This is a genomic window from Bradyrhizobium sp. (assembly GCF_047605465.1).
GTDB lineage: Bacteria > Pseudomonadota > Alphaproteobacteria > Rhizobiales > Xanthobacteraceae > Bradyrhizobium.
This window is the reverse complement of record NZ_JASGFS010000002.1, coordinates 241541-254279: the sequence shown is the minus strand read 5'-3', so window position 1 is coordinate 254279 and position 12739 is coordinate 241541. Positions and strand designations below refer to the sequence as shown.

11 protein-coding genes are annotated in these 12739 nt (G+C 53.3%); 7 read left to right on the top strand and 4 right to left on the bottom strand.

Annotation, left to right across the window (positions count from 1 at the left end; genetic code table 11):
- Window positions 1-60 precede the first annotated feature (60 nt).
- The 5 genes from QM712_RS03130 to QM712_RS03110 all read left to right on the top strand — a co-directional run bounded on the left by QM712_RS03130 (window position 61) and on the right by QM712_RS03110 (window position 5521).
- Entirely contained in the window at window positions 61-1485 is a 1425-nt protein-coding gene (locus QM712_RS03130) for a protoporphyrinogen/coproporphyrinogen oxidase (RefSeq protein WP_415021574.1), read from the top strand.
- A gap of 140 nt (window positions 1486-1625) precedes the next feature.
- Entirely contained in the window at window positions 1626-2801 is a 1176-nt protein-coding gene (locus QM712_RS03125) for a GNAT family N-acetyltransferase (protein WP_415021573.1), read from the top strand.
- Between the two features lie 9 nt (window positions 2802-2810).
- Window positions 2811-3563 carry a class I SAM-dependent methyltransferase gene (locus QM712_RS03120; RefSeq protein WP_415021572.1) on the top strand — a complete coding sequence of 251 codons (753 nt, stop codon included), beginning with the start codon at window positions 2811-2813 and terminating at the stop codon, window positions 3561-3563.
- A gap of 269 nt (window positions 3564-3832) precedes the next feature.
- Entirely contained in the window at window positions 3833-4639 is an 807-nt protein-coding gene (locus QM712_RS03115; RefSeq protein ID WP_415021571.1) for a class I SAM-dependent methyltransferase, read from the top strand.
- Between the two features lie 129 nt (window positions 4640-4768).
- Window positions 4769-5521: a polysaccharide deacetylase family protein gene (locus QM712_RS03110; protein ID WP_415021570.1), complete on the top strand. Its 753-nt coding sequence runs from the start codon at window positions 4769-4771 to the stop codon at window positions 5519-5521.
- Here QM712_RS03110 and QM712_RS03105 read toward each other — a convergent pair.
- The gene (locus tag QM712_RS03105) at window positions 5512-6432 is read right to left on the bottom strand and encodes a glycosyltransferase family 2 protein (protein ID WP_415021569.1); all 921 of its coding nucleotides are present in this window, start codon (window positions 6430-6432) and stop codon (window positions 5512-5514) included. The two genes, QM712_RS03110 and QM712_RS03105, sit on opposite strands and share 10 nt — an antisense overlap.
- Window positions 6433-6508: 76 nt before the next feature.
- The gene (locus tag QM712_RS03100) at window positions 6509-7951 is read right to left on the bottom strand and encodes a lipopolysaccharide biosynthesis protein (protein ID WP_415021568.1); all 1443 of its coding nucleotides are present in this window, start codon (window positions 7949-7951) and stop codon (window positions 6509-6511) included.
- A 379-nt stretch (window positions 7952-8330) separates the two neighbouring features.
- Here QM712_RS03100 and QM712_RS03095 point away from each other — a divergent pair, with 379 nt between their 5' ends.
- Window positions 8331-9119: a class I SAM-dependent methyltransferase gene (locus tag QM712_RS03095; protein ID WP_415021567.1), complete on the top strand. Its 789-nt coding sequence runs from the start codon at window positions 8331-8333 to the stop codon at window positions 9117-9119.
- Between the two features lie 462 nt (window positions 9120-9581).
- Window positions 9582-10472, top strand: a complete 891-nt coding sequence (locus tag QM712_RS03090) for a glycosyltransferase family 2 protein (protein ID WP_415021566.1) — start codon at window positions 9582-9584, stop codon at window positions 10470-10472.
- Window positions 10473-10505: 33 nt separating this feature from the next.
- Here QM712_RS03090 and QM712_RS03085 read toward each other — a convergent pair whose 3' ends face one another.
- Window positions 10506-11588, bottom strand: coding sequence for a hypothetical protein (locus tag QM712_RS03085; protein ID WP_415021565.1), 1083 nt, complete (start codon window positions 11586-11588; stop codon window positions 10506-10508).
- A 118-nt stretch (window positions 11589-11706) separates the two neighbouring features.
- Window positions 11707-12612, bottom strand: a complete 906-nt coding sequence (locus QM712_RS03080; protein WP_415021564.1) for an O-fucosyltransferase family protein — start codon at window positions 12610-12612, stop codon at window positions 11707-11709.
- Window positions 12613-12739: the final 127 nt, after the last annotated feature.

The window sequence follows — 12739 nt, the reverse complement described above, 5'->3', positions numbered from 1 at the left end:
CGCGTTCCCGGCCGCCCAACCACCTTTAGTCACGCTTAATCATTTCTTTTGGACCATTCGATGCAGCATATTCCAATCATTATCGTGGGAGCCGGACCAACCGGTCTTGGAGCTGCTTGGCGTCTCAACGAGATTGGCCGGGACGATTGGCTTCTTGTAGAAGCCGCGCCGGAAGCGGGTGGCCTTGCCCGCTCTTTCGTGGATGACAAAGGCTTTACCTGGGATATTGGCGGGCACGTTCAGTTCTCGCACTATGAGTATTTCGACCGGGTGATGGACGAGTTACTCGGAGTCGATGGGTGGAACCATCATGAGCGCGAATCCTGGATCTGGATGCGCGATCGCTTCATTCCATACCCTTTGCAGAACAATCTCCACCGGCTGCCCGCGGCCGACCTCAACGAGTGTCTTCAAGGACTGATAGAGCTCGCCACCAATCCTGCTCCGGGAGCCCCGCGCACATTCGAAGACTGGATCCTATCGAAATTCGGAAGCGGGATCGCGAGCACGTTTCTGCATCCTTACAATTTCAAGGTCTGGGCTCATTCCCCATCCCTCATGAACGCAAGTTGGGTCGGAGAACGAGTTGCCACCACAGATCTGCGGAAGGTGATCAAGAATCTGGTGTTCAACACCGACGATCGCGCTTGGGGACCCAACAACACCTTTCGGTTTCCCAAGCGAGGTGGAACCGGCGCAATCTGGAAGGCGTGTGCTGCTCAGTTACCCGGTGGCCGCCAACTCTATGGACAATCAATCACCTCCGTTGATTTGACACAACGCACATTGTCTTTGGCTGACGGATCGCGTTTGACCTACGACGCTTTGATCAGCACAATTCCATTGTCGAGCCTGATCAAGCTGACCAATCGCTCGGACCTCCAGCCGTCCGTGCAACGAGGCCTCCTCTCCTCGAGTTCTAATATCGTTGGTCTCGGAATTTCAGGTCAGCCCCCGGAAGCGCTTCGTACGAAGAATTGGATATACTTCCCTGAAGCCGACTGCCCCTTCTATCGCGTGACGGTCTTCAGCAACTACGCCAGCGCAAACGTGCCTGAACCGGGATCGACCTGGTCTCTCATGTGCGAGGTATCCGAGTCTTCTTATCGACCCGTCGAGCATGGATCGCTCGTTGACGACGTGATAAAGGGCGCGCTCGCTACGAGGCTCGTAACGGATGCCCGGCAGATCGTATCGCGCTGGTCTTATCGAGCCGAGCATGGATACCCGGTACCTGGCGTGCATCGCGATGAGGCGCTGACTCAACTGATCCCGGAGTTCGAACGCTTCGGCGTCTATTCTCGCGGCCGATTTGGCCTCTGGAAATACGAAGTGAGCAACCAGGACCACTCGTTCATGCAGGGTGTCGAGGCGGTGGAGCGCATCGTGAACAGCAGGGTCGAGATCACAGCGACAGATGCTGATGCCGCCAATAGCAAGAAGCATCCCTGGCCTTTCGAACTTTGGCATTCGTCGGCAACCTGAGAACCATGCAGGAAGCGAAATCGCATGAGGCGCCAGAGCGAAGTGGAGATGCAACTAACCCCGCATGCACCAAATCGCTCGCGCGCCAACCAAACTGTAACTCGCCTAGCATTGCGACACCGTCGAGATCGAAAATGTCCATGAACGAGGTGCCCATGACGGACGCGGCGACGCGATCCGTCTCCCTTCCCGAGGACAGCGCCGTCCCGTCATTCACATTCCGGGTCGCTCGTAGCCTTGCTGAAATTGCTGACCTATGGCCACGCACCGACAGCAGCAGCTCCGCCCATTGCTATGCGTTTCAATGCGCCGACCTACTGGAGGTCTGGTGTGACACGATTGGTCGCGCCAGACAGACAAAGACGTTTTTTGTTGGCGTCTTCGACGCGAGCGGCCAGCCAGTCCTCCTGCTGCCTCTGGGAATCGAACGTCATCGCGGTATGCGCATTCTCCGTTTCCTGGATGGCGGCGTCTCCGACTACAATGCGCCCATCCTCTTCCGTTCCATGCCGGCATGGGAAGGTGAGACGCTGGAGAGGTTCTGGAAGGGGCTGAAGACGGCGCTACCGACTTTCGACTTGGCTGAATTCGAGAAGATGCCGGCGGATATTTGCGGCGTACCAAACCCCATCATAGGGCTTGCCAAAGGACGCTACGACCGGTCGGGCCATGTTGTAACTATAACGACGAGTTGGGAGGAATATGCTGCGAAACGCTTGCCGTACAAACGCGAAACGAGCGCCCAGCGCAGAAGGCTCGCCAAACTCGGCTCGCTAACCTTTTCGATTGCGGAAACCGCTGCTGATCGACAACGCATCCTTGAGGCGATGATGCGGCAGAAGTCTCAGCGGTACATCGAGACTTGGGGAGTTGATGGCTTAGACCGTCCCGGGTACAGGCAATACTACATCTCGTTGGTCGAGCGTTTTGCTTGGCCCGGACCATTGCTCATTTCTGCACTCGAGGTCAACGGGACAATCCTTTCTACAAACTGGGGACTGTTTTGCAAAGGTCGCTTCATCGGCATTGTGATGAGTTTTGAGGGCGGGGAATGGAGACGGTTTTCTGCGGGCCGCCTCCTACTGGAAGACCTTCTCAAGTGGAACTTTGAAAATCACACTTCAGTCTTTGACTTCGGAATTGGCGACGAGAGCTATAAAACAACCTATACTGATAGGTCGATAGAGCTTCATCAAGCAAGGATTCCTGTGACTACGATAGGAAAAGCGTATGAGTTCGGCAAAGACACGAGAGCGTGGAGATACTTTCGTGAAATAACAAGGTGGCTAGCACGGTCATTCGCGAGGAAAAGCTAGGCTCAAACCATGGAACAAACCAGCCAAGCTACTTTGAATGCCATACTAGCTCACGAGCCCGATGCGGCTTCATGGCTCATTCCCGCAGAGACATTTAGTCTCGATTTAGTACCAAATTCACATCTCAGCTCGGTATTAGACGTCGGAGCGGGAGCCGGACGGATGATACCCCTCCTATCCGAGAAGTTCGCAAACTATACTGGGGTGGACATATCTGATCACGCAGTCCGTAAAGCGAAAGCATTATATCCTGACGCCCGCCTTCTGACCATGGATGCTCGGTCACTACATTTTCCGGACGAGGCATTCGACTGCGTCGTGTTTGCCTTTAACGGGATAGACTACGTTGGGCTTTCGGACCGAACAAAAATACTTCTCGAAATTAAACGCGTGCTTCGGCCCGGCGGAATATTTATCTACTCTACTCACAACCTCGGTTACCACCGAGCGGGAGCTTGGAAAAATCGGCTATTTATGCCGGACATTATCGCTCGAAACCCCGTGAGATTTATTCGCCTAGTTCGAAATAGATTGAGGTCCTTTCGACGCCAAACGCAGGACGATCACTGCGGGGTGGCGTTCATAAACGATCCTGCACTGCATTTCTCTCTTTTGACCGCCTATGTCGACCTACCGAAGGAAGTCAGTCGACTACAGGATCTTGGGCTGACGGCCCTCAGCTTAATCGGCAACACCAAGAAATCGGCAGGCTATGATGAGATGGACTGCTGGGTTTACCTTGTGGCGGAGAAACCCCAGTAGTTGAGCGCCGCTAATCCGCCTCAATAACTAAACGCACCGCGCACGCTCTCCAGCCTAGGTCGCGTCGATTAGCAGGGCGCGACAATTCATCGATCGACGGACAAATGGAGTTTTTCACCATTAAGCAAGGTGAAGCGAACACAACAGGAACTTCTCTGTTCCAACTCTCAGTAACGAGTTTTTCTGCCGCAGTAGAGATGCTACACGGGTTCGAAGACATTATTGTGGGCGACTTATCCGAGTTGCCGTGACGATCGGGAGAATTAGGAATGTTGTCGAAAGTCAAGAGGTTCTATAGAGCCGCTTCAGAGCTTTCGTCGATGATAAATAGCCGGGTCGACCTCCAAATACTCGACTACAAATTGTCACCAATCGACAAGTATCTTTTTCTTAGCGGTCTCAACACCCAGGCCGGCCTCCATCACCATAGCTACGACATCTGGCGTGCGAAGCGATTCAACAAAATACTTTCCATCTACGGGGTTGACTACTTTAAGGGTAAAAGAGTCCTCGAACTGGGCAGCGCCCACGGCGATATCGGCGCATTTTTAGCCGAACTAGGAGCTGATATGCTCTGTCTTGAGGGGCGCAGCGAGAACGTTACTGTCGCCAAACTGAAGTATCGAAACATCAAGAACCTTCAATTCGTCAATGTGAACTTAGAGCACGACTTTTCTCGTTTTGGGCAGTTCGACCTGATCGTAAATTTTGGATTGCTGTACCACCTCAAGAACGTTGACGCTCACTTGCGATGCTGCTTCCAGATGTCGAACGATATCCTCATGGAAACGGTCGTTTGTGACTCGACAGATCCAGACAAAATATTCTTCTGTGACGAGGACAAAGGCAAGGACGAGGAGGCTTTGGATGGAGTTGGAAGTCGTCCGTCTCCATTCTATGTCGAGCGAATCGCAGAAGAACTCGGACTTGAGGTAGTCCGATATTTTGATGCGGATCTGAACTGCGGAAACCAGTTTCTCTATGACTGGAAGCACAACAACGATAATCGATTGGGCGACGACTGGAGACTTCGTCGCTTTTGGCGCTTCAAGAAGCCATCACAAGGGACTACTTAACTGAAAGCTTCGGGATTGAATCGGCGCTGGCTCGTTAGAGTGGAAATCACTTGCTCAGCGCAGTGAAGCTTATCGGTGCGCTGATAGCAGCTGTTTGCAGCTCTCGAAGATGATTACCGAGTCGAACAAATGTTGCAGCATCACTTTTCTTTACGAAAAGCTATACGATCCTCCCTGTTTGCCAAGTCTCTTCGCTTACGAAATCGACGACCTTTGGCGTCGTTTACATTCGATGACTTCCCCCATTCGGCCGCGATTAACGGAGCGAACATCCTCGAAGAGCGTGATGCTCGGGGTACGTTCTATTTAGCAGGATCATATTGCGAGAAGATCGTAGACGGCGTGGAGCAATATTCGATAGCTGATGTTACGCGTTTAGCTGGGGTTGGGCACGAAATTGGGTGTCACACATTCCATCACTGCAGGGCTTCGAAGATGTCGCCAAGCACGGTCATCGAAGAAGTGAGGCTAAATGCAGCGTTCGTTGCGGAGCATTTGCCTAAAGTTGCAATGCGCACCTTTGCATATCCGTTTGGAGACGTCTCTTTTCGAGCGACACAACAGTTGCAAAAAATGTTTGATACATGTCGGGGAATTGAGCTTGGTGTAAATCAACAAACAGCCGATCTCGGACGATTACGTGCAGTTCGCCTATATAGCCCCACCACAAACGTCGAGAGTATTCGTGATATTGTTAGAAAGGCCGCCGAGCCCGGCTCATGGCTCATTTTCTATACGCATGACGTCGAGGACTCCCCGTCGAAATTTGGGTGCCAGCCATCGCTACTTGAGGCTTCCGTTAGGGCAGTTCTAGCAGCCGGCTTTGAAATTCTTCCAATATCCGACGCGCTTGACCGCTTGAACTTTAGACCTCAAAAATAAGCGCGAATGTACTTCGCAACCAGTCCCGCGTGATAGCCGGTCCTTGGTATAGTGCGCTCATAAGCAACATTTTTCCAAGACGGATGGACTTTTCTATTTCGCCATGCCCAACTGATCGGCGCAAAGGTCAAATGCGCAAAGGTCTTACTCAGAGAGATCAAGAAGCCCGCGTGGTCGACTTTGCCAGGCCCTGTCAAAGCTGCGACAAACGTCCGCTTCGCGTGATAAACTAATCGCATTTTCTCCGGAAGGATAAAATGCCAAACTACCATTTCGGGATCGTAGAATATTTTCTCAGTTGGATGATCGCGCAAGAATCGTTCTTGCAGTTCTGTTTCCTCGTGCAGCGCAAGCTTTTTTCCCTTCATGCCATATGCAAGGTCAAAAAGGACTGCATCGAAGACATCACGCCGCACAAACATGTTTCCCGAGGAGGCGCGAAAGTCATTTTGGAATCCTTTCTCGTATTCGCGCGCGAGGAAATATGCATTCCCATACTCAATCTTGAACCAACCCGGGCGATCTCCCGGGAGAAACGCTCCCATATAGGGTCCCCCAATGACACACGGTCGATATTGATCGATATCTGCCAACGCAATCGACAGCCAATCAGGGCCCACCGTGCATTCATCGTCTAGGAAAGCAACGTAATCGCCCTTAGCTTCAGCGATTGCTCTATTTCTAGCAGCTGCAATTCCTTGTTCCCCCTCAAAAACATAGTTCAACTCGAACGGGCATTCCGAGACAAAGCTCGCCACCAAATCGCGAGTTCCATCGCTTGAATTGTTGTCAACCACTACAATTTCCACCTCGTGGCGCAGCGCTGAAGCGCTTAGGTCACAAAGGGAACGAAGGCAGTACTTCAGGATATTTGCTCTGTTATATGTACAAATACAGATCGATATCTTCATTTTCTCTCCGTAGGAGATATCTGCACTAAGCTCAGAGACTCTTGTGCTCGCAGTTTGTACTGCTCTTCGCCAAAATTCATCGAGACCTCATCAACGCGATGGCTTTTAATTGAGACAGAAGATTTCGCAAGAACAGGATGGTTAACGCAAAATAGGCGACTACGCCGACTGCGAGAAGAATAGCTAACCGAACCCAAGCCTGAAATTGATGCGGCATGAGGTAGTCGTCGACGACCATCACGAATGCCGCCATCGCAAGGGAAATTGCGATAGGACGCCACGTGCATCTAGCCAACTCCCCCAGGCCCAGATTTAGGTGCTTCAGGGTAATGTAGAAAATCCCAAAAAAGAGCGGGACCGTTGCGAGAAAGTATGCGGCCGCCATCCCATTAATTCCAAACGGAATCCCGCCGACAAACGCTACGACCGCGAATACCGAAGATAGGAGAGTACAGTTTCTCAAGACGTCTGTTCGACCGATCGAGATAAGAATGGTCGCGGTGGTCGACAGGAGCGAGTGCAATAAGACTGTAGGACACATCCACGCCAAAAGGCCTGCAACAGGCATCCACTTTTCGCCGAGAAGCGTTTCGACGGCAGGAACTCGTACGGCTGTCAGTCCCAATATAACCGGGCTGGTAACAAGCGCTAACAGCGAAAGCGATTTCAGATAATATCTCCCGAGATCAGTTCGGCTCTGCCTTGCATAGACAGGAAATAGCGCTCGGTTGGTGACGTAGGTAAGATTCTGAAGTGGAAGAAGCGCAATACGATAAGTCATATTGTACCAGCCCAATTCAGTGGCCCCAAGAAAGTAGCCAACCAAAAAGGTGTCAGCACTGTGCGCGATATAGTTGACGATATTGGAGACAGTTAAATTCCCACTAAAGCCCCATATACCGCGAAACTCCTCCTGATCCCACCGGAGCGTCGGGTGCCAACCAGATAGGAGCCACACTTGCATTGTCGACGCAGCGGCGACCATGAAAGTCTGCGCGACCAAGCTGTAAACCCCCCATCCGCACCAAGCGGTTATTACGGCCGCAACGAAACCAAGTAGAGCCGAAAGTATTTCTAGCAAGGCGACGTCGCGAAACCGCGACGCCCGTTCCATCAACGTTTGCTGCGTTACGCTCGATGCAGAGATTGGAAAAATGGCTGCAAGTGCGATCAACACGGGCTGAAGCCGCGGCTCTTGAAAAGCAATTGAGATCGGGTACGAGGCACCAGCAACGCATGCGCTGCATGCGAGACCCAGCGCTATATTGAACCAAAAAACTGTATCCAATAACGCGGGAGCTAGCTCTTCCTTCTGTATCAGCGCATTTGCTGTTCCCATATCCCTGAGAACACCCGCAAACGTCGTCACGACCATCGCCATCGCCAGCAAGCCATAGTCGGAAGGCGCAAGTAGGCGAGAAAGCAGAGCAACACTGCATAGTTGAATAATAAGCCGAATTAGCTGAGAGGTTCCCACCCAACGTACGTTCGAGGCGCTTCTGGTAAGTATTTCTGGCATAAGCGCTTTCGTTAGCGTGGAACTGTGCCCGCACCAATCGAAGCAAATCACGCGGACAGGCCAAGATACCGTTTTAGTTCTTGGAGATTACCGCTGCAAACCAAACCATAACAAACTCAGGAAATAAGTTTAATTCGCAAGATAGCAGTTAACCAAATAATGGTAATCCGAAATTGTCCAATTGCACGAGCCATAGTCACAAATTACTATTTCGATGACGAATCTGGTTACTGCTCATATATTATAGCCATCGCTGGCGCGCTCGTACCAAATATAGCGCTCAAGAGGAATTCATGATCAACGTCCAAGATTCGTTGATAATTAATTACGATAACCTTCCCGCCTTTGGTGTGCATACGAGGGGTCGAGGATCGGCACGATGAACGATCCCGCAACAGCGAATCTCGTCGCCCTAAAACACCCCAAGAACACCGCGGCCTATACTGCCCCGAGAGATCTGCTCAAGCCGGAGCTCCTCATCCTGTCTCGCCTCGAGAGAGAATTCACCGGCAAGCGAATTCTCGACCTTGGTATCGGCGGCGGTCAGACAACACCTGCTCTCTTGAAGATCAGCGCCGACTACATCGGCACCGAGCTCGTCCCGGCGATGGTGGCCATCTGCCGATCTCGTTTCCCGTCTGTTCGATTCGAGGTTTGCGACGCCACCGACATGTCGCAATTCGCCGATGCTTCCTTTGACCTCGTTATTTTCTTCGGCGCCGGAATGGACGGTGTTGGACATACCGGGCGGATGAAGATACTTCGCGAGGCTCATCGGGTCTTGTCAGACGGTGGAGCATTTGCATTCTCGACCCACAATCTGGGGAGCGAGGTACGCCGACCCTGGGAGGTACCCAGGCTTCAACCCTGGAAGACCAATCCATTTTTGCAGCCAAAAGAGTTTGTCAGACGAAGCGTCCGGCTTTCGATCGCGATGCTCAATCATCAGCGCAAGAAGGCGCAGGAAGAACGCCATTCCGGCTACGCCCTCTTGAACGATGCGGCCGGGGACTTCTCCTTCATTCTCTACTACGTGTCGCCAAGTCAGCAAACTCGACAGCTCATCGAAGCTGGTTTTTCCAATATCGAGGCCATTGACGAACAGGGAGAGCCGGCCAACGAATCCTGTTCCGACACCTGGCTCTTTTTCTCGTGCCGCAAGGCTTGATCGATCCCACAAGCGAGCCTGGACGCCTTGGTTGCGAACAGGATCGATTGGCACGAGCGAAATGCCCACATGTCCGTGGGTGAGTGCCAGTAACTGGAAGCTTCTTCCGGATCGGAAAAGCAGCTATATCTGTCGCGCGGCCCGGGTGACAGAACTTGATTCAGTTTGGGCCGATGTTCATCCGCTGGATGGGAGACCAATCTCGCATCGATTCTTTGCAATAGGACACTGTCGTTCCAACTTGCTGCGCAAGCCGGATCGCGTTCAGGTTTCGAGTCCCGCGATCGCGTGCTCATCTGCAAAGCCGCTCAGAGCCGCCGCCCCTCAATGGAACCGGATCAAGTTATGACGGCCGGAACCACAGTATTGCGAGTAACTTTGTCAGCCCGATACTGGAGTGGCAGGCCTTTCCCTGCGCAATAAAAAGATATATTGCTGAAATATCTGAACACGAAGATTGTAATGAATCTTTCCGTAGCCGTAATCATTGCGACCAAGGGTAGACCGCATGAGGTCTCGCGTCTGCTGGAGGAACTGGGCCGGCAGACGATCGCTCCTGATATCGTCGTCGTCTCTGCCTGCACTCCCGACGACCTCGAGCAGCCCACTGCATCTCATGACAATGTGGAGTTTCTGTTCGGCACTCCGGGATTGACCGCTCAACGGAATCGAGCGCTGGATCGACTCGGCGGGAAATATGACATTGTCATATTTTTCGATGACGATTTCATCCCATCCCGCTTTTGGATCGAGAGAGTCCGGCTCCTATTCGCCAATCAGGCTGAGGTGGGGACCGTTACCGGAAAAGTGCTGGCTGACGGCGTGACGACCGGCGCGCTGCGGTGGCCCGAGGGAAAAGCCATCGTCGACGATGTGGATCAATCAGCCAGCAAGCCGACGTTGGAGCACCACTGGACGCATCTCGATACACCTTATGGCTGCAACATGGCCTTCCGCGCTTCGACGATCGACGGCCTGACGTTCGACGAGCGGTTGGTGCTCTACGGCTGGCTGGAGGACCTCGATTTCGGGCTCCGAGCAGGTGCTCGAGCCAGGATGATCAGGACCAATTTACTCTGGGGAGTCCATCTCGGCGTCAAGGGCGGTCGAGATTTTGGCCTCAGGTTTGGCTACTCGCAGGTCGTCAATCCTTGGTATCTCATGAAGAAGAAGGTCATCAAACCCTTCGACGCATACCGACGAATTATCAGAGGTTTCGCCGGAAACGCATTTATGGTGGCGACCGCGAAGAACTCTCACTTCGATCGTCCCGGCCGCCTCAGGGGAAACATCGCCGGGATCAAGGATATCCTGTCGGGGTCGTGGGCGCCTGAGAAAATCGCCAAACTGTAAGTGCGAGCGGCCGCGCGCCGGCTAATCGTCAGCTCAGTTGCGCACCTGGCTCGAACCCGCGACGAAGCGACCGCGGGCAACGTCGTATTCTCCATCTGAGAATCGGATGAAGGCGACTCCTCGCAACAGATCCAAGCTCGAGATTTTGTTCTCGGTGAGTATCAGGACATCAGGACCGGCGGATTTGATCTGATAGTTGGAATATTGACCAGCATAGACTGCGGTATCGGCCCCACCGTTTCCGACAACGTGATTCCCACCACCTGGCACCGTGGAGAGCGTGTCGTCACCGCTCGTGCCCAAGATCGTAGGGTTCGCGGTCCAATCGTAACTGAGTTTGTCAATCTGGAGTGTTCCAGTCCCTCCCCTCACCTCCGACCCAAATTGCAGGGATGCAAGATACTCCTGCCCGGTGAGAACGCCGTTCCAGATCAGCTCCTTGATGAGGTCCGATAGAACCAGCGTGCCGGACATGACATCGGCCCGGGTCTTCACATTGATAAATTTCCAGTTCGCGCCGGCAGCGCTCATGTTCGAGACGTACACGGAGCCCCCTTCGAAGCCTGCGCTCTTCAAGGAAAACGGCTGGTTCGGCTTCCCCCTATCGGTGGCGTGAACTTCAATCAGCAGCTCTACGCTCGTCGTTGACCAGCCTCCTTTCGGAAGGCTGTTGAACCAGAAATCGAACGCCACCGTCGAGCTGGAGCGATTTGAGAGGTAAACGCTGTAGTTCGACGCTAGACGCACCATGTTGGCCCCCTGTGTCGAACTGACACGAGCGGCCCAAGAGCCAAAGTCGATATGCGGGTAGGCGTAGACTCCGCCCACGCTGCGCGGATACTTCCAGGAGAACGATGTTCCCTTCTGAAAATTACCCGGGTTGAACGTAACCGACGTCGAGAAGTCACGTCCCTCAACCAGCTTCCCGGCCCCCCACGCGTTGCTCGAGACTTGATACCCTTCCAAAGAGTAGGAGTACTTTTCAGTTGGGGAAGAGTGGGTCACCATGTCGGCCTGCCGCGCGGCATCCTCCGCCGCAGCCGACCGCGCTTCGATCGCGGATATCGCACCGGCAACCACGATAGCGGCAGCAAAACGATTCACACCAAAATCCACTTCAAATACTCCAGGGGAATGACGTCCTGTCGACGGAGTGATCCGTCACCCCGATCTCGACCTTGTCCACGCGATACCGACTTTCGCATTGCCGGCGTACTCGCACTTCAAGCTCGCATCAAACGAGCGAATTCAGATGAAGTCCCGGCACGACGACCGCCCCGCACTGAACTGCATCCGCGAACTCACTAAAGCTCGACCGGGGGGTTCCGACAAATCCATCGGACGTGCCCAGAGCCAGCAGATGGACCAGCGCTTCTGAGGCCACTCCGGCTTCTGTTCTACTCTTCTCAGGGGTGAGGATCACGACGTTCTCGAATTCTGCCAGGAGCGCCGCATCGAGATTGACGCTGTCATCGCTCGCAACCAGCAAGGTTGCATATTTGAGCCGATCAGCTCGGCCGCCGACGGCCTTCGCAATTTCGGCTTCATAGTAGGACATCGGCTTGTAGTTGGCCTGGTTCGCTATGAAATCTGTCTGTCGAATGTGGACGGCCAAATACGGCCGGCGCAACGACGCTACGAGTTCGTTGGCTGCGGCAACGAGATTGGGACGAAATCGAAACTCCACGCTCTCATGCGGGCCAAACAAGCGTCGCGTCTCGGCGATCGGAAGCCATTGCAGGTCAAAACCCAGCACGACCAATTGCTGCTTTGATTGAGCCAGCGACCGGAATTCACCGGTTAAGACCGACGACGTGTTGACCCCGACATATCCGTGAGGAAGCCCACCGCGGAATTTCGACCACTCCTCTTCAAACACATCCGTTGCATCCGATTCCAGATGCATCGTCTTGATCCAGATAGGGAGCACCTGGCGGTTCAGCTCCCGCCCGACAAGGGAAGCTGCAAAATGGCTACGAAAACGGTTGGCAAGGCCAGCGTAGCAAAAATATGGCAAATACGAACCACGAAACTCAGGCTTGCCTAGCGCTCGAAATCGTTCGTCGAACATATAAGCGCGGACATAGCTCGTCTCTCGTAAAAAGCCTCTCGCCCTGCCAACCAGATCGGAAACATTCATGTATGATCGTAAACCTGCGAACCAAGAAATGCTTGCCAAGAATAACCTAGCCCAGTTAGCGGCGCTACAAAAATGGGAGATTCGGCCGGACTGGCGGTGTATCTACCCAGGGATGACCTCAAGACAG

What these genes read in the sequence shown, in the direction of transcription:
- QM712_RS03130 (WP_415021574.1), top strand. Translation starts at nt 61, where the DNA reads ATGCAGCATATTCCAATCATTATCGTGGGAGCCGGACCAACCGGTCTT.
- QM712_RS03125 (WP_415021573.1), top strand. Translation starts at nt 1,626, where the DNA reads ATGAACGAGGTGCCCATGACGGACGCGGCGACGCGATCCGTCTCCCTT.
- QM712_RS03120 (WP_415021572.1), top strand. Translation starts at nt 2,811, where the DNA reads ATGGAACAAACCAGCCAAGCTACTTTGAATGCCATACTAGCTCACGAG.
- QM712_RS03115 (WP_415021571.1), top strand. Translation starts at nt 3,833, where the DNA reads ATGTTGTCGAAAGTCAAGAGGTTCTATAGAGCCGCTTCAGAGCTTTCG.
- QM712_RS03110 (WP_415021570.1), top strand. Translation starts at nt 4,769, where the DNA reads ATGTTGCAGCATCACTTTTCTTTACGAAAAGCTATACGATCCTCCCTG.
- QM712_RS03105 (WP_415021569.1), bottom strand. Translation starts at nt 6,432, where the DNA reads ATGAAGATATCGATCTGTATTTGTACATATAACAGAGCAAATATCCTG.
- QM712_RS03100 (WP_415021568.1), bottom strand. Translation starts at nt 7,951, where the DNA reads ATGCCAGAAATACTTACCAGAAGCGCCTCGAACGTACGTTGGGTGGGA.
- QM712_RS03095 (WP_415021567.1), top strand. Translation starts at nt 8,331, where the DNA reads ATGAACGATCCCGCAACAGCGAATCTCGTCGCCCTAAAACACCCCAAG.
- QM712_RS03090 (WP_415021566.1), top strand. Translation starts at nt 9,582, where the DNA reads ATGAATCTTTCCGTAGCCGTAATCATTGCGACCAAGGGTAGACCGCAT.
- QM712_RS03080 (WP_415021564.1), bottom strand. Translation starts at nt 12,612, where the DNA reads ATGAATGTTTCCGATCTGGTTGGCAGGGCGAGAGGCTTTTTACGAGAG.